At 64.1% G+C, this 20,518-nt stretch carries 15 protein-coding genes; all 15 read right to left on the bottom strand.

Going from position 1 to position 20,518, the window contains the following annotated elements; all coding sequences use genetic code 11:
* Positions 1-183 precede the first annotated feature (183 nt).
* The 15 genes from NUV99_11325 to NUV99_11255 all read right to left on the bottom strand — a co-directional run bounded on the left by NUV99_11325 (position 184) and on the right by NUV99_11255 (position 19,946).
* Positions 184-1,503: an acyl-CoA/acyl-ACP dehydrogenase gene (locus NUV99_11325; protein MCR4420682.1), complete on the bottom strand. Its 1,320-nt coding sequence runs from the start codon at positions 1,501-1,503 to the stop codon at positions 184-186.
* Positions 1,504-1,727: 224 nt separating this feature from the next.
* Entirely contained in the window at positions 1,728-3,158 is a 1,431-nt protein-coding gene (locus NUV99_11320) for a biotin carboxyl carrier protein (protein ID MCR4420681.1), read from the bottom strand.
* Positions 3,159-3,178: 20 nt separating this feature from the next.
* A complete protein-coding gene (locus NUV99_11315) occupies positions 3,179-4,420 on the bottom strand; it encodes a Tm-1-like ATP-binding domain-containing protein (protein ID MCR4420680.1) in 1,242 nt (413 codons plus the stop codon).
* A 27-nt stretch (positions 4,421-4,447) separates the two neighbouring features.
* Complete coding sequence (locus NUV99_11310; GenBank protein ID MCR4420679.1) at positions 4,448-5,869, bottom strand: biotin carboxyl carrier protein; 1,422 nt, start codon at positions 5,867-5,869, stop codon at positions 4,448-4,450.
* Between the two features lie 26 nt (positions 5,870-5,895).
* Positions 5,896-7,581 carry a PEP-utilizing enzyme gene (locus NUV99_11305; protein MCR4420678.1) on the bottom strand — a complete coding sequence of 562 codons (1,686 nt, stop codon included), beginning with the start codon at positions 7,579-7,581 and terminating at the stop codon, positions 5,896-5,898.
* Positions 7,582-7,602: 21 nt separating this feature from the next.
* Positions 7,603-8,640, bottom strand: coding sequence for a PEP/pyruvate-binding domain-containing protein (locus NUV99_11300; protein MCR4420677.1), 1,038 nt, complete (start codon positions 8,638-8,640; stop codon positions 7,603-7,605).
* A gap of 47 nt (positions 8,641-8,687) precedes the next feature.
* Complete coding sequence (locus NUV99_11295; GenBank protein ID MCR4420676.1) at positions 8,688-9,374, bottom strand: cysteine hydrolase family protein; 687 nt, start codon at positions 9,372-9,374, stop codon at positions 8,688-8,690.
* Entirely contained in the window at positions 9,356-10,729 is a 1,374-nt protein-coding gene (locus NUV99_11290; protein ID MCR4420675.1) for an ATP-grasp domain-containing protein, read from the bottom strand. Before NUV99_11290 ends, NUV99_11295 begins: the two co-directional genes overlap by 19 nt.
* A gap of 49 nt (positions 10,730-10,778) precedes the next feature.
* Positions 10,779-10,991, bottom strand: a complete 213-nt coding sequence (locus tag NUV99_11285) for an acetyl-CoA carboxylase biotin carboxyl carrier protein subunit (GenBank protein ID MCR4420674.1) — start codon at positions 10,989-10,991, stop codon at positions 10,779-10,781.
* 150 nt (positions 10,992-11,141) lie between these two features.
* Entirely contained in the window at positions 11,142-12,209 is a 1,068-nt protein-coding gene (locus NUV99_11280; GenBank protein ID MCR4420673.1) for a CoA transferase, read from the bottom strand.
* Positions 12,210-12,351: 142 nt separating this feature from the next.
* Entirely contained in the window at positions 12,352-15,126 is a 2,775-nt protein-coding gene (locus NUV99_11275) for a GAF domain-containing protein (protein MCR4420672.1), read from the bottom strand.
* A 55-nt stretch (positions 15,127-15,181) separates the two neighbouring features.
* Positions 15,182-16,513 (bottom strand): hypothetical protein, encoded by a 1,332-nt coding sequence (locus NUV99_11270; GenBank protein MCR4420671.1) that lies wholly within the window; start codon positions 16,511-16,513, stop codon positions 15,182-15,184.
* Between the two features lie 189 nt (positions 16,514-16,702).
* Positions 16,703-17,422, bottom strand: a complete 720-nt coding sequence (locus NUV99_11265) for a DUF2284 domain-containing protein (protein MCR4420670.1) — start codon at positions 17,420-17,422, stop codon at positions 16,703-16,705.
* Entirely contained in the window at positions 17,419-18,054 is a 636-nt protein-coding gene (locus NUV99_11260) for a cysteine hydrolase (GenBank protein ID MCR4420669.1), read from the bottom strand. Before NUV99_11260 ends, NUV99_11265 begins: the two co-directional genes overlap by 4 nt.
* Before the next feature lie 422 nt (positions 18,055-18,476).
* The gene (locus NUV99_11255) at positions 18,477-19,946 is read right to left on the bottom strand and encodes a sodium:solute symporter family protein (protein MCR4420668.1); all 1,470 of its coding nucleotides are present in this window, start codon (positions 19,944-19,946) and stop codon (positions 18,477-18,479) included.
* Positions 19,947-20,518: the final 572 nt, after the last annotated feature.

Below are 20,518 nucleotides of genomic sequence, written 5' to 3'. Positions count from 1 at the left end.
GCGCCTAAGCGGTGTGCCCGCCGGAGCGCGAAGCTCGAACCCTAGTTCGGTCGGCAAAGCGACCGGTACAAGGGGGAACCAGGACTGCCGGGACGGCAAACTGGGGATGCCGGCCCGGAAACCCGGCCCGGGACCCGCATCCTCCGGGGGCAGGGCCGGGCCGACCTCCTCTCGGGCGAAGCTTTAGCCCCTCTGTCCGGGCAAGGGCAGCTTGCCCGGGCCGAAGGAGGAGAAGTCGAGGTCGTAGTACTGCCGGCAGCCGGAGAAGAAGCCCAACTGCACCCCGCCCAGCACCAGCTTGGCGCCGGCAATGTCCCGGTAGTACTTCTCGTAGTGGCCCTCCCGCACGTAGCCGTAGGCACCCATGAACTCCATTCCCCGGGAGATGAGGTCGTTGGCCGTGCGGGCGATGTAGGACAGGCAGGCCCGGGACTTGGCCACCATGCTGTCGGTTATCCAGGAGCCGTATACCTCCGGGTGGTCGAACTGGTGACAGATCTCCAGGAAGGCGGCCCTGCCCATGGAAATGGCGGCGATCATCTCCCCCAGGAACATGGCGGTGGAAAGGTGCTCGCGCACCGGCCGGCCCCCCACCACCCGCTCGCCGGTGTACTTGAGCAGCACGTCAAAGGCCCCCTGGAGCATGCCCACGCAGTTGGCGATGTTCATGGCAAAGGCGGAGACCACATTGGTGAGAAAGATTTCCCAGGCCTCCGGCCCCTGGACTCCCCACTCCTTGGGAACCCGCACGTTGTCGAAGAAGGTGGAGGTATTGCGGTCGGCGTTAATGCCGCACTTGTACTCGAAGCGGCCGTGGGATACTCCCGGCCAGGGCTCGGGCACGTAGACCAGGGTGAAGGCCTCAACTCCCAGGCGCGGGTCCAGGTTGCACACCACGCAGTGCAGGTCGGCAATGCCGCTGTTGCTGGCCCAGTGCTTGGTGCCATTGATTACCCACTCGTCGCCCTGGAGCACGGCCCGGGTCTTGAGCAGCCTCCCTTCATTGAGGTGGTTCTCGATGTCGCAGGCGGAGTCCGGCTCGCTCATGTTGAAGCAGGCAATGCGCAGCTCTTTTTCCATGAACTTGGGCGCGAACTCGTCCAGCACCGCCTTGCCCCAGGCCTTCAGCTTGGGCGAGGGCGAGAAGTAGGCCATGGTGGCCGGCGCCAGGCCCCAGTCCACGCAGGCCGAGGCCAGGCTGATGCCGTAATCGCCCCGGGAGAGTTGCTCCTGCTTCAGCGCCCCGGTGACGATAGACAGGCCTTCGTTTCCGCCGTAATCCCGCGGAATCATGGTGTACTGGAAGCCAAGGTCTACCTGCAGCTTCTTCAGAACGGGCTCCACTACCTCCCGGTGGGACTCTTCTTCATCGGTAATCCGGTCCCGCACGGGCAGGATCTCCCGGTCCACGAAGTCGGCCACGGTCTTCTGAATCATGCGCTGCTCTTCGCTAACAAAGCAATCCGGATACTGAAGCTTATACCACTGGCTGCTCTGATCCATTTTTCCGCCTCCCCGCTGGTATTGGCGACCAACCCCCGCGCCCGTTACACTCGAAACCTTTCCACCGGCAGCGATTTCCACCGCCTGATGCTTACCCGCTTCCGAATGGCCTCGGTAACCTCCATGCTTTCACCCCACCTCCCCTTGGGCGCCGGATCCGCGCCCACGCCTTGTCGCTCTACCCCGACACCCTATTTCTGCCCGGCACTCTTGTGAAGCAGATCCTAACCGGCCGCGGCCCCGGCTCCGCCCGGCCCCAGGGCCCGCTCCACCTCCTTCCGGGTCATGGTATACCGCAAGAGGAATTCCTCGTCCGAAACCTCCGGCCCGCACCCCAGCTCCTGGCGGAGCTCGGCCAGCGAGGGCTGCGGGAATTCCTGCCCCATGATCGCCCTGGCCATCGCCTGGCCGTGTATCCGGTCCAGCACGTTGGGATCGATGGGGGCGGGAGGGGGTCCAAACCAGCCCGCGGCGTACTGGATTATCTCCGTGGGGATCACCTTGTAGCGCTCGCGGTAGATCACGTTCATGGTAGCCTGGGTACCCACGAACTGCGACAAGGGAGTAACCATGATGGGATAACCCAGCTCTTCCCGCACCCTGATGACTTCCTCTATGACCTGATCCAGCTGCTCTTCCAGGCCGATCTCCCGGAGCTGGCGCCTCAAGGTGGTGATCATGCCCCCGGGGACCTGGTGGACGTAGTAGTAGGTGTCGTGCGGCACGGGGCAGCCGCTCGGCAGGCCCTTCTCCCGGGCCGCGGCCGCCAGCTGCCCGGAGATGGCCTCCAGCGCTTCCCGGTCCAGCCCCGACCGGTAATCCTCCTCGCCCCGCAGCCAGGGGGGTACGGCCCGGCGCAGACGCCGGTCGGCCCGGGCCAGCCGGCCCAGGTGCGGCAGGTTATCCAGCACGCTGAAAACCGAGGGGAGGGAGGAGCCGTCGGCCAGGGGCGGTATGGCGGTGTGCACCGTGTCCACGCCCAGCCTTATGGCTTCGTAATAGCAGATGGGGGCCAGGCCGGTACTGCAGTGCGAGTGTATCTCCAGCGCCCTGGCGCCGATAACCCGCCTGACGGCCGGAACCAGGCTTCGGACCCGTTCCGGAGTCAACAGTCCCCCCGGATCCTTGAGGTACAGGGTATCGATGTCCCGGGAAAGGGCCAGCCTTTCCGCCACCCCGGCGTAGTAGCGGTCGGTGTGAACCGGACTGATGCTGAAGCACAGGGCGGCCACGAACTCCTCTATTCCCGCCGCCTTGGCCATCCGCGCCACCTTGAAGAAAAGCTCCGGTTCGTGGGCGGCGTCTACCATCCATACCCGCCTGATGCCGTTGGCCGCCACGCGCCTTAACACCAGCTCGATCACGCAGTCCGGAACCCGCTTGAAGCCTATGAAGCGCCGGCCGGTGGTTCCAAAGCTCAAGGGGGTGTTGAGCATGCGCTTGCGTACCGCCCGGATCTTCTCCCAGGGGTTCTCCTTGTGGTAGCGCACGGAAACGCCCATGTGAATGCCCGCCATGAAATCAACGGCCTTAAAGCCGGCGCGGTCCAGGATGGGAGCCACGGACAGGATCATGTTGGTGGTCATTCCCGTGGCCTCCCACAGGCTCTGCTGACCGTCCCGGACCGTAGTATCTACGAACTTAACCTCCCCCACGGCCCCCCTCCTCCCCCGGCCTAGACCACCGCCGCAGCCGAACCCATGCTCATCAGCGTCACCGCGCTGTCCACCAGGGCCCGAGCAAAGGCCGGGTCCTCGAGGTTACAGTCCACCTCCAGCACTTCGATTCCCGGCTTGAGGTGCTGCCTCAGCACCTCCACAAAGAACCGGTCCTCCTCCGGATCGTAGAGCACCGCCCCCTCGCGGTCCAGCGAGGACCATCCCCGGGTGGGAATGAGGAACCGTACCGGACCGCGGGCGAGGTTGAGCCGATCCGCATACAGCCGGGCGCACATTTCCAACTCTTCCCGGTTCAGCCGGGTCATGGCCCGCAGGGCGTCGATCTCCATTATCCGGGGACGGGAGGCAAAGCGCTCCCTGTCCGGTCGGGTAGGGCCGCACCCGGTAAGGTTCAGGCAGCAGGGCGCCAGCACCACGGGTATCCCCCTTTCCAGCGGAGCCCGCAGGCGGTCCGGGCCCGCCGCCCGGTTGCCTTTCAGCGCCTCCTCTATGAGCCCGGCAGGCACAATGTCGATGAGGGCGTCAAAATAACCCTGGCCGATCAACTGATCCATGGCCCGGTCGCTGATACCCTGGGCGTGAAACGAGCACACCTCGTATCCCCTATCCTTGAGGAGCCTCTCCACCTCCCGCGCGCAGCGGGTGCAAAATCCCATCTCGGTAATGGCCACGGAAGGAAAGGGCAGACGCAAGGAAGCCCGCTCGCGGCTCTCCTCCACCATTCCGGAAACCATCCCTGCTACCTGATCCAGTACGTAGAGCAGCATGGCGTTGGTTCCCGCGGCCTCGAAAACCATCTGCATAACCACAATATCTGCCGCTCCGAACCATTCCTTGATGTAAGTGGGCATGGCCGCAGGAACGGCGATAATCTTCGGTATCCCGAAGGGCAGGCTGTGCATTACCCGGGCGCCCAGAAGAGCAAGGGTGGTACCCCCGAAGGCCACGATGCCGTCCAGCTCCCCCCGCTCCGCGAGTTCTCGGGCCTTACGCATGGCCCCCAGAGTCATACCCTCGGTTACCCGGAACCGGTCGGGCGACTCCCTCAGCGCCCGGATGTCTTCTCCTGCCAGCCGGGCGACTTCCTCTGCCGACACCTCGGCGGGGTACCGTGAGGCTTCCTTCATGCTCACGTCTATCAGGATGACCCGGTGACCCCGGGACCGAATCCTTTCTCGCAGGTAATCAAGCTGCTCTCCCTTGGTATCCAGAGTGCCGATGAGCACCACGCTTTTCACTGCTTCCCCCTCCCTTGCGGACCCGGCTCACCCCTTGGGGGAGCCCGCGGCCAGCATACGGTTAACCTCCTTGGCGGTCAGGCTGTACCGGAGCAGGAACTCCTCATCCGAAACCTCCGGCCCCGCCCCCTGTTCGGCGCGCAGTTCCGCTACCGAGGGCTGGGGGAAGGGGCGCCCCAGGATTTCTTTTGCCAGAGGCTGCCCGGCTATGCGGTCCAGGACGTTGGGATCTATGGGCGCGGGGGAAGGCCCGAACCACCCGGCGGCGTACTGCACCAGGTCGGTGGGGATAACCTTGTAGCGTTCGCCGTAGATCACGTTCATGGTGGCCTGGGTCCCGACGAACTGCGAATAGGGGGTGGCCATGACCGGATAACCCAGCTCTTCCCGCACCCTCACCACTTCCTCCAGCACCGCCGGCAGCCGATCCAGCATCTTCATCTCCGCCAGTTGGCGCTTCAGGGTACTCATCATTCCCCCGGGCACCTGGTGGACGTAGTAGTAGGCGTCGTGCTCCGCCGGCTGACCTACCGGCCGGTTTTCCCGGCGGGCGATCTCCCAGAAATGCTCCGACATGGCCTTCAGCCCTTCCCGGTCCAGCTCCGCCCGGTACTCCTCCTTCCCCGCAAGCCACGGCGGGAGGGCCCTTACTATCTCCTCTCGCCGCCTGGCGCCCTGTCCCAAATAGGGCAAGTTGTCCAGGAGATTCTCGGCGGATGGCAGGGAGGTCCCGTGGGCCAGGGGCGGAACCGCGGTATGGACCACTTGGGCCCCGCAGCGGATTCCCTCGAGGTAGCACGCCGTGGCCATGCCCGTGTTGCAGTGAAAGTGGAGTTCCAAAGGTTTGGCTCCCAGAGCTGCCCTCAAGGCCGGGATCAAGCTGCGGACGCGCTCGGGTATGAGCAGCCCCCCCTGGTCCTCCAGGCACAGGGCATCTACATCCGGGCTCTCGGCCACCTGCCGGGCCCGGCCGGCGTAGTACTCGTCGGTATGCACCGGGCTTATGGTGTAACAGAAGACCGGCACGATCTCTTCTATCCCGGCCGTCCGGGCCAGACGCGCCACCTGCAGGATGTGTTCTGCCTCGTGGGCGGCGTCCAGGATCCAAACCCGTCGGATGCCGTTGGCCGCCACCCGTTCCAGCACCAGCTCCACAATGGAATAGGGCACCCGCTTGAAGCCGATAAACCGGCGGCCGGTGGTTCCGAAGCTCAGGGGCGTGCGTTTGACCCTCGCGGCCACCAGCCGCATCCGCTCCCAGGGGTTCTCCCGGTGGTAGCGAACCGCCACCCCCATGTGGATGCTGGCGGTGAGGTCTATGGCCTTGAACCCCACCGTATCCATAATCGGGGCCACCGCCAGGATCATCTCCGTGTTTAGCCCGGTAGCGCCCCACAGGCTCTGGTCGCCGTCCCGGATGGTGGTGTCTACGAAGCCGATCTCTCCCACCTTGGGTCCTCCTCAAAGCGTTCTCCCTAGCCGTCGAGGACGTATACCACTCCCCGGTCTCCGTCCACCCGAATCCTCTGCCCGGTCTTGATCTTGGTGGTGGCCTCCACGCAGCCGGCCACGCACGGCAACCCGTACTCCCTGGCCATTATCACCGCGTGGGAAAAGGCCCCACCGCCGTCCGTAACCACCCCCCGGATGAGGTTGAAGGCCACCATCCATGCCGGGGAGGTGCCGGGAGCCACCAGAATCTCACCGGGCTTGAGCTCCGCCAGTCCGTCGGCGGTCATGATCACCCGGGCCACGCCCTCCACGTAGCCCGGGGCTGCGGCGGCACCGTAGAGGTCGGCCCTGAGCTCTTCCCGGACTATGGGGTGCTGGGCGGAGACCAGCAGCGAGGGGTCGGAACGGATGATCGCTTCTGCCTGCGATATGTCTCCCATAAAAGGCGCGGGCTCCACCGTCAGGTTCCTCTCCCACTCCTTCTTGCGCCGTTCCACGTAGGGACGCAGGTTTATCCGCCCCATGGGTATGGCCGCCTTGCGGATCTCGTTGGGGTGGAGGAAGTGCACGTCCTCGGGATCGTCTATGCAGCCTGCCTCGGCGAAGCGCCGTCCGAATTCGGTGACTATCCACCTGCCCAGGGCGCCGATGTAAAGATCGCAGTAGTAGGAGTGGTCTTCGCTCCAGTAGCCCGCCATGCGCGCCGCCCGCATGAGCAACCGGAAGGCTTCCCGCCGCGGGCCGGGTACGGCGGCCAGGACTTCTGCTTCGGTCGCCTCTCTTTCCCGGATCACGCGCGCCCTCTCCGCATCCGGCGCAAAGGTCTCCTGCGGCAGCAGGAGCCTGATCTCCCCCAGGGCCAAAGACGGGTCCTCGATCCAGGCCGGCGTATCATAGGCGTGCATGCGCTGGCAGCGCCAGCCGTCCCTCAGCAGGAACTCCCGGTACTCGTCCAGCCACTGCCGCCCCTTCTCGGATGCCGAGAGTTCTCGCAGGGTTTCCCTGGGATCGGCCGCGAACGCCCCCTCCAATCCCATCTCCACCGCCCGGCGCGCCAGCCGCCACAGCTCCCGGGCCACCATAGCCGCCTGATGCTCCAGCTCACCCCCCGCGGTACACCGGGCGAAGCGGGGATCGATGGTGGGCTCTACCCCCAGCAACTCCCGCCACTGCTGCTGGAAAAGGCCGTTCAGGTAGCAGGCGGCCACCAGCATGACGAAATGTATTTCCCCCTCTTTGCGGTTGAGAATGTAGGCAAAATCGAGAAAGAAGTCTAAAAGTTCATGGTTAGAAAGCTTACGGATATCCTGCCATTCCACCAACCCTCGGGAGCGTTTGGCCTCCGTGTACACGCGGAGGAGTTCGGTCTTGTAGGCGTCCCAGACCCCGTTGAAGTCCTCGATGAACGGCCTGATCTTTTCCTTGAATACCGGTTCGCGGAGTTTACGTTCCTCCTCCGTAGTCCTTATGGCGGTGATGTACGGGTAACCGTTTATGAAGCGAGAATCCCACCCGTGGGTGGTGGGCAGGCACAGGGTTTCCGCCCCATAGCGGGTTCCGTGATAGTACCAGTACCAGCCCAGCCCCATGTACAGGGGTTTCATGGGCGGCTTGCCGTGGTTAAAATCGCACAGCAGCACCCCGTAGCTTTCCGGGTCTTTCTCGGGGTCGTACTCGTAAAACGTCAAGTCGTAGGCCGGCGAAAGCATGCCCCCCTACTCCTTTCCCGATCAGCCGTAAAACCACTTGACCAGCATTTCCGCCACCTGTTCTGCCGCCGGTTTGCGCTCGGCAATGACCGCGGGACGGGCCTGCAAAAGCACCACGTTTTCCGGAAAACCGGCCTCGGCGTCCACGGCCCATTCCACGTCCTGAGGACACCCGAAGTGCTCCTCCAACGCCCTGCCCAAACGGCCGATTTCTTCCGCTTCCGCATCGCTCAGGCAGAACACACTCTGTCTTTCCCAGCCAGTTTCCTGATCGGCCACCCCTCTTTCCGCAGAAGTTACTAACCGCACCTTGCGACCCAGCTTCTTCTGTCGCACCTGACCGGTGCTTTTATCCAGGAAGAATGCGTCCGGAGTCACCTCGCCGCTGACCACACTCTCTCCCAGACCCCAGTTGGCCTCTATCACCATGGTTTCGCGATCCCCGGTGTTGGGGTCGGCGGTGAAGAGCACGCCCGCAGCTTTAGCGTTGACCATCTTCAGGACCGTCACCCCGATGGGGTCCCGCTCCAGCGGAAGGCCGTGGCGGAGCCTGAAGGCCAGGGAACGGGAGTTAAAGGTGCTGGCCCATACCCGGCGAACCATTTCCGCCACCTCTTCCGCGCCGACCACGTTCAGGTAGGTCTCGTACTGGCCCGGCCGGCTCACCGGACCGGCCGAACGCGTGGAAACGGGGACGTTCTCGCGACCGCAGAACCCGCAGAGTTCACGATACGCGTCCGCCAGTGCGTCTTCTATCTCGGCGGGAAGGGGCTGAGATTCTACGATCTCCCGCAGGCGCGCACTGAGACGCTCCAGCTTCTCGATGCTCTCCAGGTCGACTCCCGCCTGCTCTACCACCTCCCGGATGCGGCTACCCGCCTGAGTACAGTCCAGGAAGTCCTCGTAGGCCCGCACCGACACCGCAAAGCCGGGCGGAACCCGCAGGCCCAGCCGCAAGGCCTCTCCCAGATTGGCCGACTTTCGCCCAACCAGAGGGGCGTCTTCCTTGCGCAGCGTCGGCAACCAGTAGACGTACCGGCTGGCACCTGACTGGATCATAGGGTTTCCACTCCTTTCCTTGCCTACCAGCCGCGTTCCCGCCGCTCTTATCCGGCGCCTCGGACGGCCTCGGTGACGGCATCGACGGTGGTCACCCAGCCGAAAAAGGTCTTCACGTTGAACACGGTAGCCTCTTCTACCCCGCCCGGACCCAGGAAGCCCACCGCGTCGCCCACCAGAAGGGGAAAGTAACCCAGGTGGAAGGCACGCCTCAAGGTGGACTCCACGCAGACGTTACCGGCTATTCCCACCAGCACCAGCCACCTGACGTCGGCCGCCCTCAGCACCAGGTCAAGGTCGGTTCCGTGGAAACCGTCGTAGCCGCACTTGGGAATCACCACATCCTGGGCTTCGGGCCGCAACTCTTCTATGATCTCCGCGCCCCAGCAGCCTTCCAAAGGCAGGAGGTCCCGCCATTCCGGGTGCTCCTGCAGTGCCCGCAGGGTGCCGGACTTGAGCCAGACCGGCGGGGCAAAGGCCCGGAGCGCCAGAACCGGGGCGGAAAGGGCCATCCGCAAGAATACCACCTGTCTTACCCGGGGGCGCAGCGCGGCTATCACCCGGCGGCACCTGTCCACCAGCGGTCTGACCTCTTCCGCCCGAATCCTTCCCAGACGGCAGAAGTACCCTTCCGGGTGCAGGAAGGCTTTCTGCAGATCCACGCCTACCAGTGCGGTTCGCGCGAGGTCAAGGGTTACCGGCTCCGGTTCGGCAGTCACGCGAACGACATCCAACCCTTTTCACCTTCCCCGGTGGGAAGCATGTCGGCCACCAGCCCGGTATGATATCGGCCCAGGCGAAAGGCGGGATGGGCCAAAAGACGCCGGTGAAACTCCAGGCTGGTGGCGATACCGGCAATGCTCGTTTCTTCCAGGGCCCTGGCCAGCCTTTCCAAGGCCGCGTTCCGGTGCTCACCCCACGCAATCACCTTGGCAATCAGCGGATCGTAGTAAGGAGGGATCCTCAGTCCTTCTTCCAGAGCATGATCCACCCGGATGCCCTCACCGGCAGGGAGGCTCAGAGAGGTTATCGTGCCGGGCGACGGCAGGAAGCTGACCGGGTCTTCGGCGTAGATCCGGGCCTCCACGGCATGCCCCCGGCGTTCGATTTCCTCCTGGCGGAAGGGAAGACGACCCGTGCCCGCCACCAGCAGCTGGGCCTGCACCAGGTCCCTGCCGGTTACCATCTCCGTCACCGGGTGCTCCACCTGAATGCGCTTGTTAACTTCCAGGAAGTAGAAGTGCCCGTCCGTATCGTGCAGGAATTCGACGGTGCCGGCATTGACGTACCCCAGGTGCGCCGCGAGACGCACCGCCATGGCCGCCACCTTCCGGCGGCTTTCCTCGTCGAGGTCGGGCGCCGGGGATTCCTCCACCAGCTTCTGAAAGCGCCGCTGCACCGAACACTCCCGTTCCCCCAGGTGCACCACCTGCCCGCCGGGTGCGGCCAGGACCTGCACCTCGATGTGCCGGGGGTTCTCCAGCAGCTTTTCGATATACACCCCCGAGCCGCCAAAATAGGCCTCGCTCTCGCGGCACGCGGCCTCAAAGGCTTCCCTCAGCCGGGCCCGGTCGTCCACCCGGTAGATGCCTTTTCCGCCGCCACCCCGGTCGATTTTGAGCGCCACCGGCGGGCCCAATCGATCGAACCACTCCTCTACCTCCCCGAAATCGTGGAGGCCTTCCAGGGATCCGGGCACCACCGGGACCCCGGCCTCCCGGGCCAGACGGCGGGACCGGCACTTGGATTCCAGCACTTCCATGACGTCCGCCGGCGGGCCTATCCAGCAGGTGCCCGCTTCTTCCACCGCCCGGGCGAACCGGGCGTTCTCCGCCAGAAACCCGTAGCCCGGGTGCACGGCGTCCGCCCCCGACTGCTTCAGGACTTCGATGATCCGGGGTATGTTGAGGTAGCTGTCCAACGGCCGGGAACGGCCCAGGTGATAGGCCTCATCCGCCTCCCTTACGTGCAAGGCCTCGCGGTCGGCGTCGGAATAGACGGCTACGGCCTTGAGACCCAGTTCGTGACAGGCCCGGATTACCCGACGGGCTATCTCCCCCCGGTTGGCCACCAGTACCTTGCCGATCATCACCCTTCACCCCCCTGCCCGTCCCGGGCGCCCCCGCGTGCGGGCCCGCCTAGCACACGTCCAGGATAACGTCGCCCAGTTCCACTTCGTCGCCTTCCTCCACCCGGATGGAGCGGACCACTCCGCCATCTTCGGCCACTACCGGTATCTCCGTCTTCATGCACTGCACGAAGGCCACGATCTGGCCTCGTTCTACTACCTGGCCCTCCTTGACGCTGATCTTCGCAATGAGTCCCGCGACCGGAGCCATTGCCTGCCACATTTGTCATCCCTCCGTGTTCAAGCCTCTGAGCCTTCAGGGTCTCGCCGCCAAGTCTAGACCTCCCGCTAAAGCCCTAAAGCCTCTGGGGGCAAAACCGCCGGCGGGAAGGAGGCAAGGCAACCGAGCAGCCCCAACCCCCCGAGTGCTCCCTTACTCCGCAGCTCTCACGCACGCCCCCCAGGCCACCTGGTAGACTTCGAGCCCCGGGGCCAGGGCAGTCTTCTCCAACACCCCGGTGGAGGCGGGGGCCGGGTGGGCCGCCACTTCCTCCACGCTCAATACCGGGCTGAAGGCCACCTGCTCTCCCAGGACCTGCCCCCAGTGCTCCCAGGGGGCGGCAGAAAAGGTCTCGCCCAGCGCCCGGATCATTTCCCCTTGTTTTTCCGGGAGGAACTGCCAATCGATCCATTCCTCCCGGCCCAGGCGAAGGCATACCTCCCGCCAGGAGTGAGGTTCCAGGGCGCACAGGGCGGCAAACCGTCCTCCCTTGACCGGATACAGGTTGTAGCAGGCCAGGGCGCCGCCCAGAAAGCCCGGCACCGGGAAAGCCGCTTCCGCAGCCCCGGCCCCGGTGCCCAGCCGGTGCAGTTCGCCGACCAGCCAGGAAAGGCTGACTCCCAGGAGGCTCAACTCCAGGTGGCACCCCCGCCCGGTCCTCTGGCGTTGGGCCAGGGCCAGCAGCACGCCTACGACTCCCCACAGGGCTATGCTGAGGTCGGAAATCTGCACGCCGGGTATCACCGGCCTGCCGCGGTCGTCGCGGTTCAAATCCAGCAGCCCCGCCAGAGCCAGGCAATTGAGGTCGTGGCCCGCACGGCCGGCCAACTCGCCTTCCTCTCCGAAGGCGCTGAGCGAAACGTACACCAGTCGTGGGTTCCGCTCCCTGACCGCCGCGTAATCGATCCCCAGCCGCCGCACTACTCCGGGTCGAAAAGACTGAACCAGCGCGTCCGAAGCGTCCACCAGTTCCCAGAAGCGTTCTCGGTCCGGCTCCGACTTCAGGTCGAGCTCGATGATCCTCTTGCCCCGGTTTACGTTGGTGTAGGTCAGGTTGGCCCCGCCGAAAAGCGGCGGGACGGTCTTGGCCCAATCACCCCGGTGAGGATCCTCCACCTTGGTCACGTCCGCCCCGTAGGCGGCCAGAATGGCGGTACAGAGCGGACCGGGCAGCAGCCGGGACAAATCCAGCACGCGCAGACCGTGTAACGCCCCTCGCAACAATGATCTGACCCCCTATATGGAACTGGCCACAAAGCCACACGGCGAATCTCCGCCTGATACCAGAATATCAGCCGACCGGATGCAGGGTAATGTGGCCAAATGATAAGCTTTAACCATCCATTTAGACGCTTGATACATATCAGAACAATTGCGGGTGGTAGTAGCGGATGACCCGCAACGCCACCTCCAGGTTAAGCCGCCGGTCCGGCTCCGCAATGCCAATCCCTAAGAGTTCGCGGATCCTTTCCAGACGATAGCGTATGGTATTCGGGTGACAAAACATGGCCTCGGCGGCCGCCTTCACACTTCCGCCTTGCGCGTAGAAAGTCGCCAGGGTTTTAAGATAGCCGGTGCCTCTCTCGAGGTCTCGCTCCAACAGCGGGCCCAGCGTGGCAACCGCCGTATGGTAAAGGCAACGCGCCGTATCCTCGCTGGCCAGCGCCTGGTAAAGCCCCAACTCCTGAAAGCAGGTCACGCCCGGGCCCAGGCCGAAGCGTCGCGCGTACCCCAGGCTGAAACAGGCGTGAGAAAAGGCAACGGGAAAGTCCTTGAGGTTCTCCACGTAGCCTCCCACCCCTATCCAGAGGTGGTACTTCCGGGCCAACACCTCCAGTTGGCGCCGGGTCCGCTCCGGGCGGTCGGGTATCAGTACCACTATCCGGCCGTCGACCAGCGCGCGCAGACTGTCCGGGAAGGACTGCCGGATGAAGGAGCGTATCTCCGTCACCTCGGTCCGGGAAAGCCGGCGGGCGGCCCGGCCGGAACCGCTCTCGCCCGTCGCCCCGCCTTCCGCCGGGGCACACACCGCCACCAGGTGCGGTCGCCCCACGTCGTATCCCAACCCTGCCGCCCGAGCCAAGACCTCCCCGCCGGCAAGTCCCGAGCCGCCGATCAGCTTGGAAACCAGTTCCTGCTCCGCGTACTGAATTACGCCCTGGGCTACCCGGCTCTGCTCTTTCAGCAGTTCCAGAGCGTACACCGGCAGTACCCGGAGGACTATCTCCTTCAGTTCCTCGTACTCCTCCTTGCGCTCCACCAACAGCACCAGGTAGCCGCCCACGTCCGCCCCCAGTTCGATCGGAACTAACACCAGCTCCCTTCCCTGGGGTCCGGGGACGGAAATCGGGGTCGTATCGTCCGGAGGCGCATCCCTCAGGTGCTCCGTGGCTACCTGCTTGAGGGCCTGCTCGGCGGCGGCCAATTCCTCGCCTTCGAGGCCCGCCCAGGCCCGGCGAACCAGCCGACAGTCGTAAAAGGCTACCTGACGGTGGAGGTTCTCGGCCAGGGCCTCGGTAATGGCCTGGATTCCCGCTCCTTCCAGAATGAGACGGGCAATCTGTTCGTTGATGCTGGTAATCCGCTCCAGCCTGCGGGTTACCCTCTTCTCGGAAGCAAACAGCCGGGCGTTTCTGACCGCCATCGCCATCTGACTGCCCAGAAGCGAAAGAAAGCGTAACTGCGAAGGAGCAAGCTGGGCGTTCCCGCCCGTCCAGGCCAGGAGCACCCCCAGCACTTCTCCTCCGGTGCCCACGGCCACCCGAACCTGGGAGGTGGCGCCCAGGGCCGCCGCCTCCTCTTCCATCCAGTTGACGGGCGTCTGTGGGGCCCGGAGGTCTTTCACCTCGAGTTCGTCGGCCAGCAGCTCCGCGGGGAGGTTGCGGCCTACCCACCCGGTAGCGCAGCCTCCCCCGGCCACGATTTTGGGCTGGTCCGAGGCCTCCGGGCGGAGAGCAATCGCCACCCCCAGTACCGGCAGCACCTGCGAGGCGGCTTCCGCCGCCCGGCGCACCAGCCCGTCCGCGTCCAGCAGGTTGAAGTCTCGGCTCAGCTCGTACAGCACCCGCGACTGGGTCTCTTCCATCTTGATGCGGGAGACCAGCCGGGCATTGGCAATGGCTATGGCCAGCTGGGAGACCACCGACTTCAGGACGAACACGTCTTCCTCGCTGAAACCTCCCGGCTTGTTGGTGACGTGCATCACCCCGATGCACCGGTCACCCGCCACCACCGGAAGACTCACCACGCTGCGTGCCGGGAACAGGTCCAGGAGGTCCTTGACGAACCTGGGGTCCTGAGGGGCATTGTTGGAAACGTAGGGCTCTCGCGTCTTGAACACCCGTACCGCGTTGCTGGGCTCCTCGGTGGTAACCTTATAGCGCCCTATCCGGTACTCGTCGTAAGACCCGAAGGCCGGCTTCTGCAGGGTTAGGTACCCGGTCTCCTCCTCGTACAGCAAAAGACCTGCCCCTTCCGCCCCCACCATGCTTCGCGCCGCCTCCAGGACCCTCTCCAGGGCGGCTTCGAACCCACCCCCCTCCAGAAGGCGCTCGTTGGCCTCGCGCAGACAGGACAGGGTGTCGTTGAGCAGCTTCCGTTCCTTTTTCAGTGTCTCCACCGTCGTGAGGAGACGGGCAAATTGCCGGCTCACGCGGGTAAGCAATTGCAGCAGGCCCGGGGGTACGGCAACAGGCCAGTCGGGCCTTCCCAGGACGGCAAAGCCGACGAGGCGCTGCTCGGCCAGGCAAAAGCAGGCTCCCTCCGCCGGAAGGGCGGGGTCTTCTCCGGCTACCGCCAGCAAAGATCCGATGGCCTCGTTGGTAAGCCTGTACTCGCGGTCGCCGGCGGCAACGGCCAAGAGGGGTAGCGCCTCCGGGGAAAGGCAAACCCGTTTCTTTCGCACGCCGTTCGCGCTTCTCAGCACTACCGCCAGGTAACCGCCGGTCACCGGTGAGGCCACGAACAGCAGCGCACCGCCGCAGTCGGAGCCGGCCACCAGGTCCTCCAGGAACGATTCGTAACCCGTCCAAAGAGGGTCTTCCTCCGGCCAGAACCCCTCGCCGTCCCCGACGTAGCCCTCACGGCCCATATGGGATCCTTCAGTGCCGGCCTTTTCCCACTGCACTCTGCCCTCCACCTGCACTGCCCCCTTCGCTGCCGGCCGCCGGCCCCGGGGTCCGGCCCGAAGCCTTCTAGCTGCGCACCCTTACCAGAGCGGTCTTGTATTGCGTACGCGGCAGGGTATTGGGCGCCACCAGTGTAGCCTCGATACGCACGTTCAGAAGGTCTCTGACCTTGTCCTCCATGGAGCGCTTGAGGGCGGCCAGATCCTGGGCCGGGGATTTCACCTCCACGTCAACCGGAATGGGATGGTCGAACCGCACCTGGCCCGGATAATCCTTGACTACCTGGATGTAGCCGGTGACGGCATCTCCGAAATGGTTGAGGATCACGTCCCGGATGGCCGAAGGGAAAACGTTCATAGCCTTGTAAATCAGCATATCGTCAATGCGGCCGATACAGCGGATCCTGGGCGAGTGCCGCCCGCAGGCGCACCCCACGCCCTCAACCCGGATGAGGTCGGCCGAGCGGTACCTCACCGCCGGCGTTGCCTCCCGCCGCAGCGCGGTGTACACCGGCTCGCCCGTAACCCCCGGCTCCCAGGGCAGGTGCTCGCCGCTCTGGGGATCGATCAGCTCCACCGCCACGTCCCGAAGCGCCACGAAGTGCATCCCGCTTTCCTGCTCGCACTCCGCCCAGACGCCCGGGAACACGTCGGCCAGGCCCATGATCTCGCGCACCGTGGGTTCGCCCCACAGTTCCTTAAGCTTTCGCCTTATGGGTTCCTCCCCCAGCCCCGGCTCGCCTCCGCCCAGGACCTTGACTATCCCCAACCTGCTGGCCTCTACCCCCAAAGCCTCGAGGCAGTGCTCGCCCAGGTAGACGTCGAAGGAGGCCGTAGCCTGCAAGACGTTGCAGTGGGTGTAGCGCATGATCTCCAGTACCCGCGTGGTGGAAACGCCGCCGATCCACACCGTGGTGGCCCCGATGTGGCGTATGCCCTCGAAGTAGGGATCGCCGCCGGCGAACAGGGGTACGGCGGTCGTGTGGGCCACGATGTCCTCCTTCCTCACCCCGGCGGTGTAGAAGAACATGGCCAGGCCGTCGCGGAAGGCCTCCAGGTCCTTCCTGGTCAGCCCGTAAAAGACCGGCCGGCCCGAAGTGCCCGAAGAGGATAGCACCTGCACTATGTCCTCGGTCCGGGCCGTTTGCAGGCTGCCCAGGGGCATATCCCGATCCGCAGCACTCTGGGCGCTGCGTACGTCCTCCTTGGTAAGGAAGGGCAATTCGCGCATCTGCTCCAGAGAGCGCAGACGCTCCGGCTGGAAATTCTTCAGCCTTTCCCGGTAAAAGGGACTGGCCTCCTTGACGTACTGCAGCTGGCGGGATAGCACGCCCAGCCAATAGCGCTGTACTTCTTCCCAAGGCATGGTTTCCAGCTCTTCGTTCCAGAACTCGCCCAAATCCCAACCCTCCCCCTGTAAAGGTGGCAACCGCCCCGTGTGAAGCCTCCGTTTTCTCGATCCTCTCCACCGTGGCAGCTCAAGTATACGCGTATTTTACAATGATTTGAAGGTTGCAAACGACCAAATCAGGCTCGGCGAGTTGTTAACATGAAACAATATTGGTACGTCCCTACAAAAAGCAGGACGCTAATCAATTAACACCAGGGCCACGGCCGTTAGCCGGCATACCTCCTCAGGTGGATGGCTGCCGGCCGGATACATATCCCAACCCGCATCCCTGGCCATACCGTAGGCGTCGAATCCCGCCGCCTCCAGGCTCGGCCGGGAAAGAAGGGGGAAACGGCAGCCTTCTCCCGGAATCACCAACGCCCGACAGGGCTCACCTTTACACAGGTAGCGGCGGCAAGAACCGGAGGCAAACCCGGCGGCAAGGTAGTACCCGTCGTAGAAAGCCGCGGCCTCCACGGCGCCGATTGCCTCGTAGACCGCCCGGCGCGACGCCATCCCGGCCGCGGCAGGCGCCGCCCGCTCCCAGTCCCAGCGCAGCAGCAAGCCCCAGGAGTAACGGCCGATTAGCTCGGGCGCCTCGGCCAGGTTAGGGACAAAGGGGGGACAGTTGGCGCAGGCACCGAAATGACGGCACCTCGGCACCTGACACTTCAGGCGCACCCTTGGGTCCAGGCGCAGGTCCTCGCGGCGGAGTATTCGACCCGCCGCCGCTCCGTACTGGCCGGCCAGTTCCAGGTAGCGGCCCAGATCCTCCCGCACGCCTCCCTCTCTACGCGCCGACGCCTCGGCCAGGGAGCGGACCCGCAGATAGCGGTTCCGGAGCGCTTCTTCGGGCCGGCCGCCCTCACCGCCTTTAACCGCCGGGGCCGTCTCCCCTTCTCCCGAAGGTGGTCTCATCCTTCTCCTGCCTCCAACGCTGCCAGGATGGCCTGGCCGTCCATCACCCGGCCGAAGACCTCGGCCATGTTGCGCAGTGTCGCCCGGTGCAGCTCTTCATCCAGGGCGGCGTTCACGTCGCTGCCGAACACCACCTTGTAATCCCGGAAAAAGGCGTCCCGGGCGGTAGACTCGCAACAGATATTGGTAACGGTGCCGCAGATGATCACCGTATCGATCTGGCTGGGGCCTTTCAGATTGCGGAGCACGGTTTCCAGCTCGGTATTGTAAAAGGCGCTGAACCTCCGCTTGCGGATCACCAGCTCCCCCGGTTGCGGGGCTATTTCCGGATAGACCTCCACCCCCGGAGTGCCCTCCCTGAGCCCCTCCTCGGCCAGACGGGGGAACATACGCCTCTGGAGCGGGCACAGGTCTAGCGAAGGATGATGTACGTGCACGGTATAAATCACCGGTACCCCCAGCCGGCGGCAACCCTCGATCAGCGCCTTGACTTTGGGAATCTGCCGCCGGGCCTCGGGCACCTCCATGATGGCGCCCGGAGCTACAAAATCGTTCTGTAAATCGATCACTAACAGGGCGCTGCGATCCCGGCGAAAGGTCCAGGGAACTCGACCCCGGCCAACTGGGGCCATGCCGGCTTCCTCCTTTCTTTACCTGAGTTGGGCCTCCTGGAGCCCGAAAAGAGGGGCGTCAGGCTGCCCTGCGCCCCCAAACCGCCAACACCCCACTCTGACTGCCCAAGACCCCGGTCTAGTCTAGTCCGTGGACTGGGGCCGTTTCCTGATTACCCCCCACCAGAGGGCAAAGACCGCGTAGACCACCATGAGCAGCATGATCATGAGCATCCAGTACCGGGTAACCACTACTTCTTCCATGCTTAAGCCCCCTTACTCTGCCGGCGTTCGCCAAAACGCAACAGGAGTTCGATAATCACCGTGGCCACCATTACCGTAACCATTACCCGCCAGAATAAGTCCCACACCAGCATTCACATCACCCTCTTTAGCGTTTTCTGCTCTCGCCTCGCGGCCGGCAAGCCAACCTGGCCGTGGGCTTAGGCGCTCACCGCTGCAGCCGGTCGGCGGCGGGCCAAGAAGTAACCCGGTTCGCCCTTGCACACGGCGGTCAGTATGATCCCCAGGACCAGGCTGATGAGCAGCACAATGTATATACCCGGCAGGTTGGGCACGCCCAGTGCCGCCGGCAGCCCGGTAAAGGACCACAGAGCGTTGGCCACCCAGGCCACGGCCCAGGTAATGCCGGAGGCCAGGGGAGAGCGCTTCCAAAAGAGACCCATTACCAGAGAGACTGAGACCGGAACCGACCAGGCATAGAGCCACAGTATGGCCGCCACGATGGGCGGGAGGGCCATGGAAGGTATTACCGCCGCCACCGCCAATATCAGCATGACCGTGCGGATGGCACGCTCAACCTCTTTCTCCGTGGCCTGAGGTTTGAGCAGGTTGACGTAGATGTCCTTCACGAAGGCGGTGGACGGAGCCAGGCAGGTGATGGCAAAGGTGGAGAGCACCACCAGCAGGAAGCTGGCCAGCAGCCAGGCGCAAAGCCACCAGGGCAACAGCCCTACCAGCATTCCCGGCGCCGCCAACTTGGGGCCCATTTCCGCAAACTGGGGAATAGTCTTCGCCGCCAGTCCCATGGCGCAGGTGAAGATACCGAAGGCCGCGTTGACCGGCACGGCAATCCACATGGACCTCTGTACCGTGCGGGCACTGTCGGCGGAGATCATGGGCTGCAGCAGAAACTGGTTGGATAGGTGGAACAGGGGCAGCACGAGAAGGTTAACCAGGGCAAAGGATATCAGGGTTCCCGGCGGTCCCATGATGCTTAAGGCCCAGGCCTCATTCTGAGCCACGTAGAACTCGCTCACCCCGCTCCAGCCCTGCGGGAGGGCAAAACTCAGGTAGGCGGCGGCCACGATGCCGCCCACGTAAAGCACGCCGATATTTATGAGATTGAGACGGGCTACCTGCTTCATTCCGGCGATGAAGACGTACAGAATGCCGATTATTGCTCCTATGACTACCCCGTACTGCAGCGGAACGCCGGTCAAGGCCGACATGATAATTCCCAAGCCCTGCGTTTCCAGGGTGAGCACCCCCCAGATTAAAGGCGCCCCCACGCAAACGCTGACTACCGCCAGGGCCTGGCTCCCGGTAGCCCGACCCACCAGCTCGTAGGCCGTACCCACCCCCATGCTTCGGGCCCACCGCCCGCTGGTAGCGGCCAGAATGGCCAGAGTAAACGCCGAGCCGATGGAAAACCACAAGGTAGCGGCCCCGTTGAACCAGGACATTTCAAAAAAGCCGGTGACGTGCACCGCCCCTAATACGGCCAGCCCGCAGGTCAGGCCCACCTCCCACAACCCCATGGTACGGGCCGCCAGGGCAAACTCGTCCTTGGCTCCCCTTCGCCGCCGCGCCTCGGCCACGCCGATGCCGATGACCACGGCCAGCAGGTAGACCAGCACTATAATCAGGACCAGTATAGACTTGCCGGTCATGCGACTGTTGCCCCCTTCTTCTGTTCGCTTACTCCCCAATGCCGGAAAACTCCGAAACCCATCCTGCCAAACCGTCGTGCTTGTCTTCCGCTCTGATTTGCCCTTCGCATCCCCCCTCCTCAATTTATCCCGGCCGGCCCACCCCCAGGGCCCTTAGTGCGGCGGCACAGCGCCTGACCAGTTCGAACAGCTGGCCGTAGGTTACCACCGCTATCCCACCGGTTTCCCCGGCTTCTAACACCAAGGCCGCGCGGCCGGACCGGCCCCTTTTGAGGTTCCGGTCCAGGCAATTGTAACTGATGTTGGTGCGGCCACCCGCATACCAGCGGAAGGAGGTGGCTCAAGGCCTCCAGATGAGGCGGCAGCATCTTGGTAATCGCAGGGATTTCACCATGCCGGGAAAAGTCCATATCGAATCGAGCCATGATATGCCCCCGAATCTTCTCTCCGGACCGCAGAATCAGGGAGATAATCGCCTGTTTAATTCTAACCGTTTGCGCTAAATATTTAGAACACCCTTAAACGCAAGTTCCCGGCCTGAGGGAGGCTTAGATCTAGGTGTGGCACTGGTT

The organism is Clostridia bacterium (assembly GCA_024653205.1).
In the GTDB taxonomy this organism is placed as follows: Bacteria; Bacillota; DSM-521; order Neomoorellales; family SLTJ01; genus JANLFO01.
The sequence above is the reverse complement of the archived record's forward strand: the minus strand, read 5'-3'. Positions and strand labels throughout refer to the sequence as shown.